Source organism: Microbacterium protaetiae, assembly GCF_004135285.1.
Taxonomy (GTDB): domain Bacteria; phylum Actinomycetota; class Actinomycetes; order Actinomycetales; family Microbacteriaceae; genus Microbacterium; species Microbacterium protaetiae.
On sequence record NZ_CP035494.1, the window covers coordinates 2,900,805 to 2,921,282 of the forward strand.

The following is a 20,478-nucleotide window of genomic DNA, read 5'->3' on the forward strand; positions in this document are numbered from 1 at the left end:
TAAATATCACGCCACTATGCTGAGGTCATGTTGCGCAGTGTGGCGGTTCCCGTGATCGACGGGTTGGCGGTCTTCGAGTTCGGCGTGTTCGGCGAGGTCTTCGGCCTGGACCGCAGCGGGTACTCCGACGTGCCACGGCTCGATTTCCGGGTGTGCGGCGTCGAGCCGGCTTGTCCGGTCATCACGCAGGCTGGGGTTGCGGTCACGCCCGAGCGAGGCCTCGAGGCGATGGACGATGCCGATGTCATCGCCGTGCCGGCGACGACCATTCGCGACGACGACGAGTATCCGCCCGAGCTGCTCGCGGCGCTGCGACGGGCGGCCCGCCGTGGAGCGACGGTGCTCAGCGCCTGCTCGGGGGCGTTCGTGCTGGGGGCCGCAGGGCTGCTCGACGGCCGCGCCTGCACCGCGCATTGGCGCCACGCCGACGAACTGCAGCGGCGGCATCCCACCGCTCATGTCGATGCCGATGTGCTGTTCGTCGACGATGGCGATCTCATCACGAGCGCAGGTACCGCTGCCGGCATCGACGCCTGCCTGCATCTTGTGCGACGGGAGCTGGGCAGTGCCGCGGCGAATGTGATAGCGCGCAACATGGTCGTGCCGCCGCAGCGCGACGGCGGGCAACGGCAGTACATCGACCGTCCGGTTCCCGAGACCGACTGCGACGCGCTCGTCGACGTTCTGGCGTACATGGACACTCACCTCGACGAACCGCACAGTATCGCGGCGTTGGCGGCACGCGCCCACATGTCATCACGCACCTTCGCCCGCCGTTTCGTCGCCGAGACGGGCGTGACGCCGCTGCAGTGGCTCACCGCTCAGCGCGTGCTGCACGCTCGACTTCTTCTGGAGTCGACGGATGCCTCGATCGACGACATAGCGGCGTCATCGGGGTTCGGCAGCGCGACGCTGCTGAGGCACCATTTCACCCGTGAGGTGGGCGTGGCTCCCACTGCCTATCGGCGCTCTTTCGCCTGTGACGACGCACACGCCGCGGTCTGAGGATCACGACCGCCGCGGGGTCAGCAGAAACGCCAGCAGCAGCATCAGGAGCATCCCGGCGGTGGCACCGAGAGTGTTGGCGACGATGTCGCGCACGTCGGGCACACGCGTACTCAGCAGGATCGCCTGGGAGCCTTCGATCATCGCGCTGATCACGGCGCCGATCACGATCGCCGCCCACCAACCGCGCACCCCGAACCACAGCACCGCGAGAATTCCCAGCGGCACGAACATCGCGATGTTCGAGGCGAACTCGAGGCGGTCGAAGGTGATCCACGCGGTCGAGGGGTGTTCGGCGAACCAGCGCAGCAGACGGTCCAAGCCGGTGGCGATGTCGGCGCCGTAGGGCTGCGCGCGCAGCGTCATCCAGGCCACCGCCCACAGATAGCCGGCGGTCAGCGCCGTGAGGACGAGACGCGCCGCCGTGCGCTGAACGCGCATGGCGGGCGTGACGCGGGTGGTGCTCAGTGGGTGTCCTCGGCCGTGATCTCAGACCGGTCGCCCGACCACAGCGTGTGGAACGTTCCTTCGCGGTCGACGCGCCGATAGGTGTGGGCGCCGAAGAAGTCGCGCTGCCCCTGAATGAGCGCGGCGGGCAGCCGGTCAGCACGCAGGCCGTCGTAGTAGGCCAGCGATGATGAGAAGGCGGGGGAGGGGATGCCGGCGGCGGCCGCCTGCGCGACGATCCGGCGCCAGGCATCCTGGGCACGCTGCAGGGCGTCGACGAAGTACGGCGCCGTGAGCAGAACCTGCAGATCGGGCACCTCGGCATAAGCGTCGGAGATGCGATTGAGGAACTGTGCGCGGATGATGCATCCGCCGCGCCAGATCTTGGCGACCGCACCCAGGTCGATGGTCCATCCGTACTGAGCTGCCCCCGCACGGATCTCGTCGAAGCCCTGCGAGTATGCGACGATCTTCGACGCGAACAGGGCCAGGCGCACATCTTCGATGAAGGCCTCTGCGTCGTCGACGCGCAGCTCGTCGACCGGGCCGGGCAGGTTCGCGGCGACCGCGCGCTGCTCGGGGTGGCTCGACACCGAACGCGCGAAGACCGCCTCGGCGATGCCGGACACCGGCACGCCCAGGTCGATCGCGGTCTGCACTGTCCAGCCGCCGGTGCCCTTGGCCCCCGCCTGGTCGACGATGACATCGACCAGCGGTGCGCCGGTGGCGGCATCCTGTGCCCGCAGCACTTCGGCGGTGATCTCGATGAGATACGAGTTCAGCTCGCCCTCATTCCACTGCGCGAACACGTCGGCGATCTCGGCCGGCGTCTTGCCGGTGCCGCGCCGGATGAGATCGTAGGCCTCGGCGATGAGCTGCATATCGGCGTACTCGATGCCGTTGTGCACCATCTTGACGAAGTGACCTGCGCCATCGTGGCCGACATGCGTCACGCATGGCTCGCCCTCGGCGACGGCGGCGATCGACCGCAGGATCGGACCGAGCGTGACCCACGACTCGTCGGAGCCGCCGGGCATGAGCGACGGGCCGAGCAGGGCGCCTTCTTCGCCGCCCGAGACTCCCATGCCGACGAAGTTGATGCCGGTGTCGCGCACGGCCTTCTCGCGGCGAATGGTGTCGGTGAAAAGCGCATTGCCGCCGTCGACGATGATGTCGCCGGGCTCGAAGACCTTCACGAGCTCATCGATGACGGCGTCGGTGCCGGCACCGGCCTTGACCATGATCACCGCCGTGCGCGGCACAGTCAGCGACGCCGCGAACTCGTCGTACGAGAATGCGGGAACGAAGCCGGCTTCGGGGTGCTCGGTCAGCAGCTCGTCGGTCTTGGCGCGGCTGCGGTTGTACACGGCGACCGTGTTGCCCTCACGTGACGCCAGGTTACGGGCGAGGTTCGAGCCCATGACGGCGAGTCCGACGACTCCGATGTTGGCGGTGGCTTCGGGCACAGTGCTCTCCTTGTGATGGACGGCGGGGTGCCTCTCAGCGTACTGGGCGCACCCCGACCGACACGTCGGAATGTGTTTCTGTTGCGTTACAAGCCGATACCGATGACGACGAATCGCTGTGTGGAGTATGCGATCGGTGCCCTGGAGAGGTAATCTCTTGCCCACCCAGTCCACGGTTGTGCGGGGTTGCCCGTGCGCACCCGGTCGTGGACCCGATTTCGGAAGGCAATCACATGTTGCGAAAGACAGCACTGGCGGGAGTGGCCGCGGCCGCGACCCTGCTCATGCTCGCGGGCTGCGCCAACCAGCCGGCCGCCACCACGTCGGGCGGATCCGGCGACGCCGGCAGCGCCAAGGTCGACATCCCTGCTATCACCTCGATCGACACGCCCGCGAACGCAGTGCTGCCCGCTGGCAGCGGTGACGCGAAGTGCGACGGTGTCACCATCGCTTATGTCGGTGCCGAGACCGGCCCGAACGCGCAGCTCGGCATCAACATCTACAACGGCGTGCAGCTGGCCATCAACGAGCACAACGAGAACAACCCCGATTGCCAGGTCGCCTTCAAGAAGTTCGACACCGAGGGCGACCCGAACAAGGCCACCGGCCCGGTGACGCAGGCCGTCAACGAGAAAGACATCATCGGCGTGGTCGGTCTGCCCTTCTCGGGTGAGTCGAAGGCCACCGGCAACATCTTCGACCAGCGCGGTCTCGTGCACATCACCCCGGCGGCGACGAACCCCGATCTGACCAAGAACGGCTGGAAGACCTTCTTCCGCGGCCTCGGCAACGACTCGGTGCAGGGACCGGCCGCGGCCCAGTTCATCACCGACAAGCTGCAGGCCAAGAAGGTCTACCTGGTCCAGGACGACTCGGACTACGGCATCGGTCTCGCCAAGACCACCTCTGAGGCTCTCGGCGACGCACTCGTCGGCACCGACAAGGTGACCACCGGCCAGAAGGACTTCTCGGCCGTCGCGTCGAAGATCATCAACGCGAAGCCCGACGCGGTCTACTACGCCGGCTACTACGCCGAGGGTGCGCCCTTCTTGCAGCAGCTGGTCAACAAGGGCTACACCGGCACCTTCGTCGGCCCCGATGGCGTGAAGGACGACCAGTTCATCAAGCTGGCCGGTGACGCGTCCAACGGTGCGTACTTCACCTGCCCCTGCATCCCGGGCGAGCTGATCCCCTCGTTCTCCGACGCCTACCAGAAGCTCACGAACGCGGCACCGGGGACCTACTCGGTTGAGGGCTACGACGCCACCACGGTGCTGCTGGCCGGCATCGACGCAGGCAAGCAGACCCGCGCCGATCTGCTCTCGTGGGTGTCGTCGTACGACGCCGACGGCCTGAGCAAGCACTACAAGTGGGATTCCACAGGCGAGCTCGCCGCCCCGGCCGTCTACGGCTACAAGGTTCAGGACGGCAAGATCGTGCCGATCGGGGTCATCGGACAGTGAGAGAAGGGCTGCGGCGCCGACACCAGGTCGGCGCCGCAGCCCTTCCACCTGAATCCGATCCATCCCGCGCGACGCGTCGCCCGAACCGTAGCGGAGCCTGAATGCTCGACCTGCTCCTGACCACCCATCCCGTCCTGGACAATTCCTGGATCACCCTCGATTTCAACGCTCTGGCACAGAACTTCTGGAGCGCCACCTTCGACGGTTTGACCTTCGGCGCCATCTATGGCCTGATCGCCGTCGGCTACACGCTGGTGTACGGCGTGCTGAACCTCATCAACTTCGCGCACTCTGAAGTGTTCATCGTCGGCGCCTACGGCGTCGTGATGACCCTCACGGCCCTCGGCTTCGGGCCGAGTGCCCCGACGATCGGGATCGGGTCGATTATCGCCGATCTGCTGCTGGCCCTGATCGTCGGCATGATCTGCTCGGCGCTCATGGCCTTCCTTCTGGAGCGCATCGCCTACCGACCGCTGCGGCGACGCAATGCGCCGCGGCTGGCATTCCTGATCACCGCCATCGGCGCCTCGTTCGCTGTGCAGTACCTGATCTTCGTGATCCGCGGCGCCAACGCGGAGCCGGCGGTGACGATGTTCGTCAATTCGCCGGTGTTCAACGTGTTCGGCACCATCATCTTCAGCCAGCAGATCATCATCGTGATCGCGGCCATCGTTCTCATGGTGGCCACGGATCTGTTCATCCGTCGCGGCCGCACCGGGCGCGGCATCCGTGCCGTCGCCCAGGATCCCGACACCGCGACCCTGATGGGCGTCAACAAAGAGCGCATCATCGTCATCACCTTCGTGCTGGGCGGTCTGCTCGCGGGCGCCGCCGCGCTGTTCTACGTCATGCTCGTGCCCTCGGGCGTCATCTACAACGGCGGATTCATCCTCGGCATCAAGGCGTTCGCCGCCGCAGTGCTCGGCGGCATCGGCAACGTGCGCGGTGCGCTGCTGGGCGGCCTGCTGCTGGGCATCATCGGCAACTACGGGCAGATCCTGCTCGGCGACTCGCAATGGGCCGACGTCGTGGCCTTCGTGGTGCTGGTGCTCGTGCTGCTGATCCGCCCGACCGGAATCCTGGGAACCGCTCTGGGAAGGAGTCGCGCATGAGCACGTCATCAGACGGGCCGCGGATCTTGCCCGACGCGGAATCGGCACGCGAGGCCATCGAGACTGAATCCGTCGTCGTCAAGCGGCACGGCCCGTTCGTCGGCCTGCGCGAGAAGTGGGACGGCCTGCCCCGGCAGGGTCAGTGGGCGTGGATGCTGCTGGTGGTGGCACTCGCCTACGCGCTGCCGTATCTGAACGTCTTCCCACTGACGACAGAACCGGGCAACGACTGGCCGCTGGCATGCTTCTCGATGGCCGTGTATGCACTGGTCGCCGTCGGCCTGAACGTCGTGGTCGGCTATGCGGGCCTGCTCGACCTCGGTTACGTGGCGTTCTTCGCCGTCGGTTCGTACACATCGGCGCTGTTGACAAGCCCCGACTCGCCGCTCATGAAGATCCCCTATCTGTGGACCCTGCCGGTGGGAATGGCGGTCGCGATGATCTTCGGCGTCATCCTCGGTGTGCCCACACTGCGGCTGCGCGGCGACTATCTGGCGATCGTGACCCTCGGTTTCGGTGAGATCGTGCGGATCCTCGCCACGATCATCCCGGCGATGAAGGGGCAGGTCGGCTTCCAGAACGTCGGGCATCCGCCCGGAACCCAGGCCGACGGCATCCCGATCTTCGCGAACTCCAACGGGACGCCGTGGTATTGGCTGACGCTGACGATCATCATCATCGTGACGCTGCTGGTCGGCAACCTCGAGCGCAGCCGGGTGGGGCGCGCCTGGATCGCCATTCGCGAAGACGAAGACGCGGCAGAGACGATGGGCGTTCCCACGTTCAAATACAAGGTCTGGGCCTTTGCGATCGGCGCGTGCGTGGGCGGTCTGTCGGGTGCCCTTTTCGCCGGGCAGGTCGGCTTCGTCAACAACCAGAAGTTCGATGTGCAGACCTCGATCCTCTTCCTGGCAGCCGTCGTGCTGGGCGGTACCGGAAACAAGGTGGGCGCGCTGATCGGCGGCGCCATCGTCGCATACATTCCGCTGCGGTTCACCGCGATCGCCGACTACAAGTACCTCATCTTCGGTGTCGCGCTCGTGGTCCTCATGATCTACCGCTCGCAGGGCCTGGTGCCGGCGAAGGTGCGCCTGCTCGCCTATGCGCGCAAGGTGCGGCATCGTGACGCCGAGCCGCCCGCTCCGGCGGTCAGACGCGGGGGAACGACCGAAGGGGCGGCATCGTGAGCGAGACGACATCGACCCCTGAGGAGTCGTTCGACGACCCCAACCTCGTCGAGGGCGCCGAGGCAGAGCGTGCCATCGCCGTGGATGTGGGTGAGCGCCTCGTCGAGGTGCGCGACCTCACGATGAGGTTCGGCGGACTGCTGGCCCTGGACAGCGTCTCGTTCGATATCAATCGAGGCGAGATCCTGGGGCTCATCGGCCCGAACGGTGCGGGCAAGACGACGTGCTTCAACGCCATGACCGGCGTCTACCGACCGACCAGCGGCGATGTGCTGCTGGAGGGCGTCTCGCTGAAGGGACGCAAGCAGCACCGCATCACCCGGATGGGCCTGGCGCGCACGTTCCAGAACATCCGGCTGTTCGGTGAGATGACGGCGCTGGAAAACGTCGTGGTGGGGCTGGACGCCCGGCACCGCACCTCGGTGCCGGGTGCACTACTGCGCCTGCCACGGCACATCCGCGAGGAGCGCTCGGCGATCGATCGTGCGATGGCACTGCTCGAGTTCGTCGGCATCGACCAGCATGCCGAGAAGCGTGCGCGCGAGCTCTCTTACGGATCGCAGCGCCGTCTGGAGATCGCCCGGGCCCTGGCCACCGATCCCAAGCTGCTGTGCCTCGACGAGCCGGCCGCCGGCTTCAACCCGGCCGAGAAGGAAGAGCTCATGGCGCTCATCCGCACGATTCGGGATGAGGGCTACACGGTACTGCTGATCGAGCACGACATGAAGCTGGTCATGGGCGTGACCGACCGCATCGTCGTGCTGGAGTTCGGCAAGAAGCTCGCGGATGACGTGCCGCACGCCATCCGCAACGACCCGCGAGTGATCGCCGCCTACCTCGGAGAGCCTGAAGATGACGTTGCTTGAGCTCAAGGACGTTTCGGTCCACTACGGTCGGATCGAGGCGATCCACAACATCTCGTTCGCCGTCGAGGAGGGTGAGATCGTCTCGCTCATCGGCGCGAATGGTGCCGGCAAGACGACGACGATGCGCACGATCTCGGGCCTGCTGAACCCCTCGAGCGGATCGATCCGCTTCGAGGACGACGACATCACCAAGCTGAAGGCTCATCTGCGTGTCGTACTGGGCATCTCGCAGGCCCCCGAGGGCCGGGGGATCTTTCCGGGCATGACCGTGCACGAGAACCTCGACATGGGCACCTTCGGTCTGAAGACCCGAGCGAATGTGGACGAGTCGTTCGAGCGGGTCTACACGCTGTTCCCGCGACTCGCCGAGCGCAAGAAGCAGTTCGGCGGCACGATGTCGGGCGGTGAGCAGCAGATGCTCGCTATCGGGCGGGCCCTGATGTCGCGGCCGCGCGTGCTGCTGCTCGACGAGCCGTCGATGGGATTGGCGCCGCAGTTCATCAAGCAGATCTTCTCGATCATCACCGAGATCAACGAGCAGGGCACCACGATCCTGCTCGTCGAGCAGAACGCGAACCAGGCCCTGGCGCGCGCTCACCGGGCATTCGTGCTCGAGACCGGAGAGATCACGCGGTCGGGAACCGGTCGGGAGCTCCTGAACGACCCCGCGGTGAAAGAGGCTTACCTCGGCGTCGGGTGAGCGCTCGAACTGAGACCAGGGCCTCGAACTGGGACCAGGGCTGAGCTCAGTGCTTGCGGTAGCTCTGCCGGCCGAGGAACCAGAACGATGCAATGGTGCCGACGATGCCGATCACGACGACCAGTCCGACATAGCCGAGCAGAAGGTCCGAAGCGAGCTGGGCATCCATGGGTGTTCCTCCTGGGGCGGTGCGTGCAGACGTCGTCTTCATCGTAGCGGTCTGCCTGGTAGACTCGGACCGCAACTTCGGCGAGGGATGCCACGCGGCCATATCGCAGCGCAGCATCCGTGATCGACGCAGTGAAGCGGGCCCTGGCGGCTTTCCTCACGCGCATGCGTTCGAGTTGAACACGACCCCCAAACATCCGGACCCGCCCCGCGGGTCCCGCAAGGAGATTCACATGTCTGAGGACACCACGGTCCACGCTGAACTGCGTGAGAACTTCGGCAAGGGCTTCGCCCGGCGCCTGCGCGCGGCCGGCAAGATCCCCGCCGTCATCTATGGTCACGGAACCGACCCGGTGCACGTCGCCCTCCCCGGTCACCAGGTCTCGCTGCTGGTGCGGCGTGCCAACGCGGTGCTTGAGCTCGACGTGAACGGCACCACCCAGCTGACCCTGGTCAAAGACGTGCAGCGCGACCCGGTGCGTCAGATCATCGAGCACGTCGACCTGCTCGTCGTCAAGAAGGGCGAGAAGATCCAGGTCGAGGTTCCGATCCTCGTCAACGGCGAGTCGGCTCCCGGCACCATCGCCAACCTCGACGCCGTCTCGGTCGCACTCGAGGTCGAAGCCACGCACATTCCGCAGCATGTCGAGATCGACGTCACCGACCTCGAAGAGGGCGCCCACATCACTGCTGGCGACCTGAAGCTGCCCAAGGGCGCTTCGCTCGTCTCCGACGCCGAACTGCTGATCGTGGCCATCTCGGTGCCGTCGGCCGCTGCCGAGCCTGAAGAGAGCGCCACTGAGACCGAGGCCGCCGAGGCGGCCGCGCCGGCCGAAGAGACCGCCGCAGAGTAGCCCGCAATCGTCGTCGAGGGGGTGCGTTCTGCGCGCCCCCTCGACGCGTATTGGGAGGGATGACGCATGCCGCACACCTGGTTGGTGGTGGGCCTGGGCAATCCGGGGCCGCAGTACGAACAGACCCGGCACAACGTCGGCCAGATGGTCGTCGATGAGCTCGCCGAGCGGCGGAGCGAACGCTTCAGGGCGCACAAAGCGGGTGCGCGGGTCGTGGAGACCTGGCTGCGGCCGGGCGCCGACAAGCTGGTGCTCGCCAAGCTGAACTGCTTCATGAACATCTCGGGCGGACCGGTCGCGAACCTCGCGAAATTCTACGGCGTCGATCCGGCGCACGTCGTGGTCGTGCATGACGAGCTGGACATTCCGTTCGACTCTCTCAGACTGAAGATCGGCGGCGGCCACGGCGGGCACAACGGCGTGCGCGACATCGCGAAGGCTCTGGACACGCCCGAGTTCGTGCGGGTGCGGGTCGGGATCGGGCGACCGCCGGGCCGTCAGGATCCAGCGGACTGGGTGCTGTCACCGTTCGGCGCCGCCGAGCGCAAGGCGCTGCCGCTGGTGCTGTCGGATGCCGCCGACGCCGTCGAGCAGCTCATCGACGAGGGACTGCTGGCAGCCCAACAGAAGCACCACGCGCCCCGCGCGTGAGCGGCCTCACCCCACCGGCATCCCGGATGCCGTGGCATAGCCTGCGATCATCGTCATCGTTCCGGCGACGGTGAACAGTACCGGTCCCGCCACTGCTATCACTGCGGCCGCGATACCGGGAACGCGCCCTCGGTTCTGAGCTATCGCGATGATGCCCTGAATGAGCGCCCACATGCCGCCGATGGTTCCCGCCCAGAACGCGATTTCGACCACGGCCACCCATCCCTGCAGCGGGGCGAGCCAGGTGGGGTCGACGCCCGATCCGACGGGAGCCTCGGCAAACGCGCGACCCGCGGCGACCCCCACCGGGTAACCGGCGATCGCGGAGGTGACGGTGGCGGCGACGACGATCACGGCGCCGATGATGAGGGCGACGACCCCCAGGGTGCGACTGCTGTCGGTGCCGGCTGCGAACGGGTCGGCGGCCGGTTCGGGAAGGGGGGAGAACAGATCGGAGCTCACGCGCCTCATCCTAGAGGCCCGTGCGCCGGTGTCTGAGATGCCCCGTAGAATCCTCTGGTGACAGTTCCCGGGATCGCGCGCGCCCTCGCGCAGGCCGATACCGTGCGAGACGCGTTGGCGGCGGCATCCGTCGACGGCGATTTCTCGCTCGTCGAGGGCATGAATGCGCCCGTGCTCGCGGCGCTGGTCGAACGGCGTCGTGAAGGCGGCCACCCCGCCGCTCTGCTGGTGATCACCCCCACGAGTCGGCGCGCGGAGTCGGTGGGGCCGGCGCTGGAAGAGCTGCTGCCGGGGGCGACGGTCCTGCATTTTCCCGCGTGGGAGACGCTGCCGCACGAACGGCTCAGTCCGAGCGCCGAGACCGTCGGGCGACGACTCGACGCGCTGCGCCGTGCCCGCGAGTGGGCGGCGGCCGGCGACGACAGGGGACCGCTGATCGTCACGGCTTCGGTACGTGCGGCCCTGCAGCCGCTGGCCGGCGGCCTCGATGAGGCGGTGCCGATCGTTCTGGCGGCCGGTTCGCGAGGACACGACTTGTCGGCGGTGAGCGCTCAGCTGGTCGAGCGTGCCTATCTTCGCGTCGATATGGTCTCGCGACGCGGTGAGTTCGCCGTGCGCGGCGGCATTCTCGACGTCTTTCCGCCGACCGCCGATCATCCCTTCCGCGTCGAGTTCTTCGGCGACGAGGTGGATCAGATCCGCGCGTTCTCGGTCGCCGACCAGCGCAGTCTGCCCGGCGACATCGCACAGGTCGACCTGCTGCCCAGTCGTGAGCTGCTGTTGACTGACACCGTGCGCGAGCGTGCACGCGAACTCGCCGAACGAGCCCCGGCGTTGCGCGGAATGCTCGAGAAGATGGCCGAGGGTATTCCGGCCGAAGGCATGGAATCGCTCACCCCCGCGCTGGCCGATCATCTGGTCGCGTTGGTGGACTACCTTCCGACTCAGACGGCGGTGGCCCTGCTCGACCCCGAGCGGGCAGTCACCCGCGCGCTGACCCTCGCCGAGACCAACCGCGAATTTCTCGAGGCGGCGTGGAGCGCTGCCACGGCAGGTGGACAGAGCCCCGTCGACCTCGGTTCGGGAGACTTTCTCACACTGCCCGAGCTGCACGAGCGCACCCGCGATCGCCACGGTGTGTGGTGGACGTTCAGCGCCTTCGACTCGGGAGCGGCGGATGCCGCGGCCGAGGGATTGGCGGTCGCCGATGCCGGCGACCTCGGTGCCGTGCGTGTCGACGGCCAGGCGGTGCCGTCGTTCCAGGGCAACATCGACGGAGCAACCGGTCACATCGCCCAGCTGCTCGGCGACGGGTACCGCGTCGTGGTCGCCGCATCGGGTGCGGGGCTGGCCGATCGCGCGCGCGACGTGCTGGGCGAGCGCGGAATCGCCGCCCGTCGTGTCGACGAGGTGTTCGAGCCCCCCGAACCCGGTGTGGTGCACGTGGTCGTCGCCACGCTCGAGCGCGGGTTCGAGGCATCCAGTGCCAAACTCGCGGTGCTGACCGAGAACGAGTTCTACGGGCGCACCGTCGCCGCCGACTCGCGGGTCGTGCGCAAGCTCGCCTCGCGGCGGCGCAACGTCGTGGATCCGCTGCAGCTGAAGCCGGGCGAGGCCGTCGTGCACTCCACGCACGGGATCGGCCGGTTCGTCGAACTGACCCAGCGCGAGGTCTCCAGCGGCGGACGCAACCCGGTCAAGAGCACACGGGAGTACCTCGTGCTCGAGTACGCGCCGAGCAAACGCGGCTATCCCGGGGACAAGCTCTATGTACCCACCGATCAGCTCGACCTGCTCTCGCGCTATGTCGGCGGCGAAGCGCCCACTCTCTCGAAGATGGGCGGCAGCGACTGGGCACAGGCCAAGGGCAAGGCGCGCAGGGCCGTGCGCGACATCGCTGTCGAGCTCGTGAAACTGTATTCGGCGCGGATGGCCTCGAAGGGCCATGCGTTCGGGCCTGACACGCCGTGGCAGCGGGAGCTCGAAGAGGCGTTCCCGTTCGCCGAGACGCCTGACCAGTTGCAGACCATCGATGAGATCAAGGCCGATATGGAAAAGCCCGTGCCGATGGACCGGCTGCTGTCGGGCGACGTCGGCTTCGGCAAGACCGAGGTGGCTGTGCGCGCGGCGTTCAAAGCGATTCAAGACGGCAAGCAGGTCGCGATGCTGGTGCCCACCACACTGCTGGTCAAGCAGCACCTCGAGACCTTCGCCGAGCGCTACGCCGGCTTTCCGGTGAAGGTGCGCCCGCTGTCGCGCTTTCAGACCGACAAAGAAGCGCGACAGACGCTGGCGGGCCTGGCTGACGGCACCGTCGACATGGTCATCGGCACGCACCGCATCCTCACCGAGAAGGTCATGTTCAAAGACCTCGGACTGCTCATCATCGACGAGGAGCAGCGTTTCGGTGTCGAGCACAAAGACGCGTTGAAGAAGCTCAAGGTCGGCGTCGACATCCTCGCCATGAGCGCGACCCCGATTCCCCGCACACTGGAGATGGCCGTCACCGGCATCCGCGAGATGTCGACGCTGCAGACCCCGCCCGAAGACCGGCACCCGATTCTCACCTATGTCGGGCCGCGCAACGACAAGCAGGTCGCCGCGGCGATCCGGCGCGAAATCCTGCGCGAGGGACAGGTCTTCTATGTGCACAACCGTGTGCAGTCGATCCAGCGGGTGGCTGCGCACCTGGCCGAGTTGGTGCCTGAGGCGCGTGTCGCCGTCGCGCATGGCCAGATGGGCGAGCACCAGCTCGAAGCCGTGGTCGACGACTTCTGGGAGCGCCGCGCCGATGTGCTGGTGTGCACCACGATCATCGAGACCGGGCTGGACATCTCCAACGCGAACACGATCATCATCGATCGCGCTGACAAATACGGCCTCAGTCAGCTGCACCAGCTGCGCGGACGGGTGGGGCGCGGGCGCGACCGCGCCTATGCGTATTTCCTCTACGACGAGATGAAGCCGCTGTCTGAGACGGCCGCCGACCGGCTCGAGACCATCGCCGTGAACAACGACCTGGGCAGCGGTACGCAGGTGGCCTTGAAAGACCTGGAGTTGCGTGGCGCAGGCAACATGCTCGGCGCCGAACAGGCGGGCCACATCGCCGGCGTCGGCTTCGACCTGTATCTGCGCATGGTCGGCGAGGCAGTCGCATCATTCCGCGGCGAAGACACCGAGGGGCCGACCGAGCTGCGGCTCGAACTGCCCGTGCAGGCGCGCTTGCCCGAGACGTACATCGACAGCGAGCGGCTGCGGTTGGAGGCCTATCAGAAGCTGTCGGGCGCCGCATCGGTCACTGCCACAGACGATGCCATCGACCTCGTCGTCGACGAGCTGCGCGATCGCTACGGCGAGTTGCCCGGTGAGGCCGAGGGCCTGGTCGCCGTCGCACGCCTACGGCGACGGGCCGCGCAGTCGGCACTGGCCGATGTCGTGGCGATGGGCCCGAACCTGCGCATTGCGCCGGCGCAGCTGCCCGACTCGATGCGCGTGCGGCTGCAGCGGCTGTACCCGAAGGCGAAGCTCGTGGCCGGGGGAGACGCCCTGGTCGTGCCCCTGCCGACTGCGGCGGGCGAGCGGATGCCGGACGGCGACCTCATCGCCTGGGTCGGGCAGCTGCTCGACCAGCTGTGGCCGCTGCCGGTCGCCGAGGCCGCGGGTGCCGCATCTGCGGCATCCTGACCGGCGGCTCAGGACAGCTCAGATGACGCCCTGGGCGTACATCGCCGAGGCGACCCGCTCGAAGCCGGCGCAGTTGGCACCGACCACGTAGTCGCCCTCTTGGCCGTAGCGGCGGGCGGCGGTGAACGATGCCGCGTGCACATCGCGCATGATCGCGCGCAGCTTGTGCTCGCTGTCGGCGAAGCCCCAGTGCTCGCGGCCCGCGTTCTGGCTCATCTCCAGCGCGGACGTTGCCACGCCGCCGGCATTGACGGCCTTGCCCGGACCGAACAGCACGCCGGCAGACTGGAACACTTCCACAGCCTCGGGGGTCGAGGGCATGTTGGCGCCCTCGGCGACCGCGCGCACGCCGTTGTCCACGAGCACCCGGGCGTCGTCGGCGTCGATCTCGTTCTGCGTGGCCGAGGGGATGGCGACATCCACCGGCACCTCCCACGGCCGACCGCCGTCGACATAGCGGGCGCCCGGGCGCCGGGCCGCGTACTCGGCGATGCGGGCGCGCTCGACCTCTTTGATCTGGCGCAGCAGGTCGACGTCGATGCCGGCGTCGTCGATGACGTACCCCGAGGAGTCTGAGGCGGTGACAGGCAGGCCGCCGAGCTGGCGGGCCTTGTCGATCGCGTAGATGGCGACGTTGCCTGAGCCGGACACGCCGACGCGCTTTCCTTCAAGGGTCTCGCCGTGGACGGCGAGCATCTCCTGCACGAAGAACACCGCGCCATAGCCGGTGGCCTCGGTGCGCACCTCGGCACCGCCCCAGCCGATGCCCTTGCCGGTGAGCACTCCCGACTCGTGGCGGTTCGTGATCTTGCGGTACTGGCCGAACAGATAGCCGATCTCGCGGCCGCCCACGCCGATGTCGCCGGCGGGAACGTCGGTGTGCTCGCCGATGTGGCGGTACAGCTCGCTCATGAACGACTGGCAGAAGCGCATGACCTCGGCATCCGACCGGCCGTGCGGGTCGAAGTCGCTTCCGCCCTTGCCGCCCCCGATGCCCTGACCGGTCAGCGCGTTCTTGAAGATCTGCTCGAAGCCGAGGAACTTCACGATCGACAGGTTCACCGACGGGTGGAAGCGCAGGCCGCCCTTGTAGGGGCCCAGCGCGGAGTTGAACTGCACGCGGTACCCGCGGTTCACGCGCAGGATGCCCTCGTCGTCGACCCACGGCACGCGGAACATGATCTGCCGCTCGGGCTCGACCAGTCGTTCGAGCACACCGGTGTCGACGAACTCAGGGTGCTCATCCAGCACCGGTCCGATGGAGTCGAGCACCTCGTGCACGGCCTGCAGGAACTCGGGTTCGTGCGGGTTTCGGGCGACGACGGTGTCGTACACAGAGCGGACGGAGACGGGAAGAGCAGTGAGAGTCGTGGTCACAATGGGGGGCTTTCTGGCCTGCGGCATGGCTGCGCACACGGCGTGCGAACCGTTTCACTTTACCCGGCGGTAGTCTGTGACGGACGCGGGTCGTCGCAAATATGACGAGCGCGGATCGTCGGACGACGGGGGCGAGGATGCTTTTCGAACATGTGGGTGCGAGCCCGCGGATCGATCCGACGGCCGTTGTCGCACCCACCGCGGTGGTCAGCGGCGACGTGACCATCGGGCCCGACTGCCAAGTGCTGCACGGTGCGGTGATCACCGCCGAGGGCGGGCCTATCACGCTCGGGGCCAGCGTGATAGTGATGGAGAACGCCCTCATCCGGGCCAGTGCCACCAACCCCGTGCACATCGGCGACCACACCCTGGTCGGGCCGATGGCCAGCATCTCGGGCGCGACGATCGGTGAAGAGGTCTTCTTGGCCACCGGCACCCGGATCTTCAACGGCGCGCACATCGATGCCCGGTGCGAGGTGCGGATCAACGCCGTCGTGCACCTGCGCACGCATCTGGCCGAGTCCACCGTCGTGCCGATCGGATGGGTGGCGGTGGGCGATCCGGTGCAGGTGCTGCCGCCCGACCGGCACGAAGACATCTGGAACGCGCAGCAGGAACTCGACTTTCCCGGCTACGTGTTCGGACTTGACCGCGAGACGCCCGACCTGATGGTGCAGCTCACCGAGCGGTACGGGCGCAGCCTGGCACGCCACGAACACGACCGCCGGCTCGATTGAGCCCGCGGTCGCCACTCAATCCCAGTGCCATCCGCATTCGCGGCATGAGAACGCAACCGCGGGCTCGCGCAGATCGTCGGCACGGTCGAGCTCGATGACGAACCATGCATCGTCGACCACGCGCACGTCGACCGACGTGCACAGCGGGCAGGTCTCGGGTGTGGCCAGTGCCGCGGGGGATGCTGTCTGCGTCGTCATGTGTCGACGGTAACGCCGCCCTCCGACATCGCGGACCAGGCCCGCCGCTACGATGGACACCGGTGTGCCGGGAAGTCTGGTCGGCGTTGATCGCGCGCGCGACATCGATGATGACGGAGACACCATGACCCACCCCTTGCGCTCTCCCCGGTTGGCCGCGGTGCTGCTGCTTGTCGCGGCCGGATGCGGATTGGCGCTGGCGAACTCTCCGGCCTCGTCGGTCGCCTTCGCGGTACAGCATTTCAGCTTCGGGCCGGCGGGCACCCCGTTCGCCCTCGATATCGGAGCGTGGATCGCCGACGGGCTGCTGACGCTCTTCTTCTTCACCGTGGCCGTCGAGCTGCAGTTCGAGTTGACCGCAGGTCAACTGCGCTCTGCCCGCAACGCCCTGCTGCCGGCGATCGCCGCCGCCGGTGGTGTGCTCGTGCCGATCGTGGTCTATCTGGCGGTGGCGGCGCCGTCGGGGCTCGGCCGGGGCTGGCCGGTGCCCACGGCGACCGACATCGCCTTCGCACTCGGCGTTCTCGCCGTGTTCGGACGCGGCCTGCCGGCCCGCGTGCGGGTTTTTCTGCTGGCACTGGCCATTCTCGATGACATCATCGGCATAGTGTTCATCGCCGTGCTGTTCGCTCGCGATGTGAACGTCGGGATGCTGCTGCTCGCTCTCGTGCTGGTCGTGGCGTTCGGCGTGCTCAGTCGTGCCCTGGGCGGTCGTGGGGCTCGCGCGATCGTCGCTGCCATGATCGTGCTGGCGATCGGCGCGTGGGCGGCGATGCTGGCCTCAGGCGTGCATGCAACCATCGCCGGAGTGCTGCTGGGACTTGCCGCATCCCAGCGGCCGGGCATGCGGGTCGCGCACGTGCTGGAGCCCTGGGTGAACGGCGTGGTCCTGCCGCTGTTCGCGCTGTCGGCGGCACTCGTGACGATTCCCCGCACGGGGTCGCTCTCGCCGGTTTTCTGGGGTATCGCCATCGCGTTGCCGGTCGGCAAGCTCATCGGCATCACCGGCACAGCGCTCCTCGCGCAGCGGGTGCTGCGGGTGGCACCAAGCGATCGGATCCGGTTCGCCGACCTTCTGGCCGCCGCGGCGCTGGGCGGCATCGGGTTCACGGTGTCGCTGCTGCTGGCGGGCCTCGCATTCGCCGATGCGCCCGAGCTGCGCGATCAGGCGGTGCTCGGGGTGCTGTGCGGGTCGTTGACGGCTCTCGTCGTGTCGGCGTTCGTCGTATCGTGGCGTGCACGAGCACACAGGAGGCAGAGCGCATGAGCAGACGTGAGGGCAGTGCGGTGATCCGGGGCGCACGCATCGACTGGTCGGTGGCCGGCGATGGCCCGCTCGTGATCTTCGGTCACGGGCTGACGAACGACCGCGACACGATGGAGGATGCCGGAATCTTCGACTTCGCTCCGCTCGTGGCCGCGGGGTTCCGGCTGTTGCGATTCGACTGGCGCGGGCACGGAGCGTCGGGTGGGGGCACCGATCCTGACGAGTACACATGGTCGAGCCTGGCCGACGACTTCCTCGCCCTGATCGACGAGCTGCAGCCCGACGAGCCCGTCATCGCCATGGGATGCTCGATGGGAACCGGCTCGATCCTGACAGCAGCAGTGCGTCGCCCCGATCGCTTCGCGCGCCTCGTGCTCACGGCACCGCCGACGGCATGGCAGACGCGTGCCGCGCAGGGCGACATGTATCGGCAGCTCGCCCAGATCGTCGAGAACGGCGGGGTGCAGGCGCTCGAGCGCGCCCAGGAGATGATGCCGCCGGTCGGGATCTTCGCCGAGCTTCCGGCCGCACTGCCGGTGCGGGTCTCCCCGCAGCTGCTGCCCACGGTGCTGCGCGGTGCCGCTGAGGCAGACCTGCCGCAGCAGGAGGCGATCCGCGGCTTGCCCGTGCCGACGCTGATCCTCAGCTGGAGCGGTGATCCCGGGCACCCGGTGTCGACCGGCGAGACGCTGCACGAGTTGATTCCCGACTCCGAGTTTCAGGTCGCGCACTCGCTCGCCCAGACGCGCGCCTGGGGTGAGGCCATCGTCGCCTTCCTGCGGCAGGGGGAGTGAGGATGCCGCAGCCCGGCAGCGTTCCCGGCGATGTGCCTGCGGCATCCGATGCCCTGCGGCGCGCCGCCGACGTCATGCATGCGGTGCGCGACCGGTGCGTGTGGTCGCAGCAGATCACGCACCGCGATCTGGTGCCGTACCTCGTCGAGGAGAGCGCCGAGCTCATCGACGCCGTCGAAGCCGGCTCCCGCGCCGATATGCGCGAAGAGCTGGGCGATCTGCTGTGGCAGGTGCTGTTCCACGCCGAGATTGCCTCGCGCGATGTGGATGAGCCGTTCGACATCGACGACGTGGCCGACGGCCTGGTCGAGAAGATGGTGCGGCGGCATCCGCATGTCTTCGGCGATGCTGTCGCCCGCACGCCGGAAGAGGTCCTCGTGCTGTGGAACGCGGCGAAGGCCGCTGAGAAGCAGGAACGGCGCTCCGTGCTCGACGGAGTGAGCGAACGGATGCCGTCGCTCGCTCTTGCGCAGAAGCTGCTGGGGCGCGCTGGCTCCCGTTCGTTGAGCGAGCGCAGCGGGTCGAAACGCGCTGACGCACCCGCGACCGAGGCTGAGCTCGGCGACGAACTGCTGGCGCTGGTCGCCCACGCCCGCGGGAACGGGTGGGACGCCGAACGGGCACTGCGCGAGCGGCTGCGGCGTCTCGAAGACGAGATACGCGCGGCCGAGGCATCCACCCGCGTCGCAACGGGTCGAGGCGACCTGGAAGAATAGCCGTCGTGCCCTCCGTGAATCCGCCGCGCGGCATGCGCGACTTCCTCCCCGCCGACAAGGCCCGCCGCGAGCGCGTGCTCGCCGTCATCCGTCAGCGCTATCGGGCGCACGGTTTCGACGAGATCGAGACGCCGGTGATGGAGGACTACGGCCGGCTGCATGCCGGCATCGGCGGTGACAACGAGAAGCTCGCCTACAACGTGCTGCGACGCGGTCTGGACGCCGATGCCATTCGCGCCGCCGCCGAAGACCCCGCGGCACTGACCGACCTCGGCCTGCGCTACGACCTGACGGTTCCGCTCGCACGCTTCTATGCGAGCCACCGGGGCGAGTTGCCGGGAGTGTTCCGTTCGATTCAGATCGCGCCGGTGTGGCGTGCCGAACGCCCGCAGAAGGGCCGCTACCGCCAGTTCATGCAGTGTGACATCGACATCATCGGTGACGGATCGGCCCGTGCCGAGGCAGAGCTGGCCGTGGCGACGCTCGATACTCTCGACGCGCTCGGACTCGAGGGCGGCGGCATCCGCATCAACGACCGGCGGCTGCTGGACTGGATGCTCGAGCATTTCGGGTTCGGCGCCGACGAGCGACCTGGTGTGCTCATCACGATCGACAAGCTCGACAAGATCGGGCCTGACGGTGTGGGCGCAGAGCTGCGCGAGCGGGGTGCTGCCGCGACTGCCGTGGATGCATTCGAGGCGTTCCTGCGACGCCCGCAGACGCTCGAGTTTGTGCCGTTCGGCGAGCGGCAGATCCGCAAAGCACTGCCCGAGGGAGCGCCCGACGAGGTCGTCGCCCACCTTGTCGGCATCGGTGCGGCCGTGGCCGCCGCGCGCTCGCACGAGACCGAGTTCGGGGGAGTGCCGCTGGTCTTCGACCCGTTCCTGGTGCGCGGCATGGGCTACTACACCGGCACGATCTTCGAACTGTCGCACCCGAGCGTCTCGTATTCGCTGGGCGGTGGCGGGCGCTACGACGGCATGATCGGTCGCTTCCTGGGGCAGGATGTGCCCGCCGTCGGGTTCTCCATCGGTTTCGAGCGCATCGTCGACTTGGTCGAGCAGGGTGAGGATGCCGCGGCCGAGGCCGTCGTGGTGGTGCACGAACGCGATGTGCCCGTCGCCGAACTGGCCGCGCACAAGGCTCGCCTGGTGGCAGCGGGCGGGCGTGTTCGGCTCGAGACGCGCACCAAGAACCTCAAGGCGCTGCTGGAGCGCGCCCGTGCCGATGGGTACACGGCGTTCGCGACGGTGGCCGCGGGACAGACCGACCTGGAGACGAAGCCGCTGGGCTGATCTCGAACGGCCATGTCAACTTCTCCTTG

Annotated in this window: 20 protein-coding genes; 14 read left to right on the top strand and 6 right to left on the bottom strand. The window is 67.7% G+C overall.

From position 1 onward, the window contains the following. The first annotated feature begins 27 nt into the window (after window positions 1-27). Window positions 28-1,005, top strand: coding sequence for a helix-turn-helix domain-containing protein (locus ET475_RS13400; protein ID WP_129391207.1), 978 nt, complete (start codon window positions 28-30; stop codon window positions 1,003-1,005). 3 nt (window positions 1,006-1,008) lie between these two features. On the opposite strand, the gene ET475_RS13405 is transcribed toward ET475_RS13400, so the two are convergent. After that, window positions 1,009-1,446: a VanZ family protein gene (locus ET475_RS13405; protein ID WP_129391210.1), complete on the bottom strand. Its 438-nt coding sequence runs from the start codon at window positions 1,444-1,446 to the stop codon at window positions 1,009-1,011. Between the two features lie 23 nt (window positions 1,447-1,469). Then, window positions 1,470-2,918, bottom strand: coding sequence for an NADP-dependent phosphogluconate dehydrogenase (gene gndA / locus ET475_RS13410; protein ID WP_129391213.1), 1,449 nt, complete (start codon window positions 2,916-2,918; stop codon window positions 1,470-1,472). 233 nt (window positions 2,919-3,151) lie between these two features. Between gndA and ET475_RS13415 the strand changes: the two genes are divergently transcribed. From ET475_RS13415 to ET475_RS13435, 5 genes are all read left to right on the top strand, one after another. Beyond that, complete coding sequence (locus tag ET475_RS13415) at window positions 3,152-4,381, top strand: branched-chain amino acid ABC transporter substrate-binding protein (RefSeq protein ID WP_129391216.1); 1,230 nt, start codon at window positions 3,152-3,154, stop codon at window positions 4,379-4,381. Window positions 4,382-4,482: 101 nt separating this feature from the next. Next, on the top strand, window positions 4,483-5,493 hold the full coding sequence (locus ET475_RS13420) for a branched-chain amino acid ABC transporter permease (RefSeq protein ID WP_129391219.1): 1,011 nt from the start codon (window positions 4,483-4,485) through the stop codon (window positions 5,491-5,493). Beyond that, window positions 5,490-6,680 (top strand): branched-chain amino acid ABC transporter permease, encoded by a 1,191-nt coding sequence (locus ET475_RS13425; protein WP_129391222.1) that lies wholly within the window; start codon window positions 5,490-5,492, stop codon window positions 6,678-6,680. Before ET475_RS13420 ends, ET475_RS13425 begins: the two co-directional genes overlap by 4 nt. A 122-nt stretch (window positions 6,681-6,802) precedes the next feature. After that, entirely contained in the window at window positions 6,803-7,546 is a 744-nt protein-coding gene (locus ET475_RS13430) for an ABC transporter ATP-binding protein (RefSeq protein ID WP_242497856.1), read from the top strand. Then, window positions 7,533-8,246 (top strand): ABC transporter ATP-binding protein, encoded by a 714-nt coding sequence (locus tag ET475_RS13435; protein ID WP_129391228.1) that lies wholly within the window; start codon window positions 7,533-7,535, stop codon window positions 8,244-8,246. The genes ET475_RS13430 and ET475_RS13435 overlap by 14 nt, the downstream gene beginning before the upstream one ends. A gap of 46 nt (window positions 8,247-8,292) precedes the next feature. Here the strand turns inward: ET475_RS13435 and ET475_RS18275 are convergent, their stop codons facing one another. After that, window positions 8,293-8,415: a hypothetical protein gene (locus ET475_RS18275; protein ID WP_277985758.1), complete on the bottom strand. Its 123-nt coding sequence runs from the start codon at window positions 8,413-8,415 to the stop codon at window positions 8,293-8,295. Window positions 8,416-8,647: 232 nt separating this feature from the next. Here ET475_RS18275 and ET475_RS13440 point away from each other — a divergent pair, with 232 nt between their 5' ends. Both ET475_RS13440 and pth read left to right on the top strand, forming a co-directional pair. Next, the gene (locus ET475_RS13440; protein WP_129391231.1) at window positions 8,648-9,268 is read left to right on the top strand and encodes a 50S ribosomal protein L25/general stress protein Ctc; all 621 of its coding nucleotides are present in this window, start codon (window positions 8,648-8,650) and stop codon (window positions 9,266-9,268) included. A 66-nt stretch (window positions 9,269-9,334) separates the two neighbouring features. Then, window positions 9,335-9,919: an aminoacyl-tRNA hydrolase gene (pth, locus tag ET475_RS13445; protein WP_129391234.1), complete on the top strand. Its 585-nt coding sequence runs from the start codon at window positions 9,335-9,337 to the stop codon at window positions 9,917-9,919. 6 nt (window positions 9,920-9,925) lie between these two features. On the opposite strand, the gene ET475_RS13450 is transcribed toward pth, so the two are convergent. After that, on the bottom strand, window positions 9,926-10,381 hold the full coding sequence (locus ET475_RS13450; RefSeq protein ID WP_129391237.1) for a hypothetical protein: 456 nt from the start codon (window positions 10,379-10,381) through the stop codon (window positions 9,926-9,928). Window positions 10,382-10,438: 57 nt separating this feature from the next. On the opposite strand from ET475_RS13450, the gene mfd reads away from it, so the two are divergent. Continuing rightward, window positions 10,439-14,065, top strand: a complete 3,627-nt coding sequence (gene mfd / locus ET475_RS13455; protein WP_129391240.1) for a transcription-repair coupling factor — start codon at window positions 10,439-10,441, stop codon at window positions 14,063-14,065. A gap of 18 nt (window positions 14,066-14,083) precedes the next feature. On the opposite strand, the gene gdhA is transcribed toward mfd, so the two are convergent. Further along, window positions 14,084-15,469 (bottom strand): NADP-specific glutamate dehydrogenase, encoded by a 1,386-nt coding sequence (gene gdhA / locus ET475_RS13460; RefSeq protein ID WP_129391243.1) that lies wholly within the window; start codon window positions 15,467-15,469, stop codon window positions 14,084-14,086. Window positions 15,470-15,579: 110 nt separating this feature from the next. Between gdhA and ET475_RS13465 the strand changes: the two genes are divergently transcribed. Continuing rightward, a complete protein-coding gene (locus tag ET475_RS13465) occupies window positions 15,580-16,179 on the top strand; it encodes a gamma carbonic anhydrase family protein (protein WP_129391246.1) in 600 nt (199 codons plus the stop codon). A gap of 15 nt (window positions 16,180-16,194) precedes the next feature. Here the strand turns inward: ET475_RS13465 and ET475_RS13470 are convergent, their stop codons facing one another. Then, entirely contained in the window at window positions 16,195-16,377 is a 183-nt protein-coding gene (locus ET475_RS13470; protein ID WP_129391249.1) for a hypothetical protein, read from the bottom strand. A 124-nt stretch (window positions 16,378-16,501) separates the two neighbouring features. On the opposite strand from ET475_RS13470, the gene ET475_RS13475 reads away from it, so the two are divergent. From ET475_RS13475 to hisS, 4 genes are read left to right on the top strand one after another with little or no spacing between them, the layout of a single operon-like run. Continuing rightward, window positions 16,502-17,644, top strand: a complete 1,143-nt coding sequence (locus ET475_RS13475; RefSeq protein WP_129391252.1) for a Na+/H+ antiporter NhaA — start codon at window positions 16,502-16,504, stop codon at window positions 17,642-17,644. Further along, window positions 17,641-18,438 carry an alpha/beta fold hydrolase gene (locus ET475_RS13480; protein ID WP_129391255.1) on the top strand — a complete coding sequence of 266 codons (798 nt, stop codon included), beginning with the start codon at window positions 17,641-17,643 and terminating at the stop codon, window positions 18,436-18,438. Before ET475_RS13475 ends, ET475_RS13480 begins: the two co-directional genes overlap by 4 nt. Window positions 18,439-18,440: 2 nt before the next feature. Next, a complete protein-coding gene (locus tag ET475_RS13485) occupies window positions 18,441-19,154 on the top strand; it encodes a nucleoside triphosphate pyrophosphohydrolase (RefSeq protein ID WP_129391258.1) in 714 nt (237 codons plus the stop codon). A 32-nt stretch (window positions 19,155-19,186) separates the two neighbouring features. Continuing rightward, the gene (gene hisS / locus ET475_RS13490; RefSeq protein WP_242497857.1) at window positions 19,187-20,449 is read left to right on the top strand and encodes a histidine--tRNA ligase; all 1,263 of its coding nucleotides are present in this window, start codon (window positions 19,187-19,189) and stop codon (window positions 20,447-20,449) included. The last annotated feature ends 29 nt before the right edge of the window (window positions 20,450-20,478 follow it).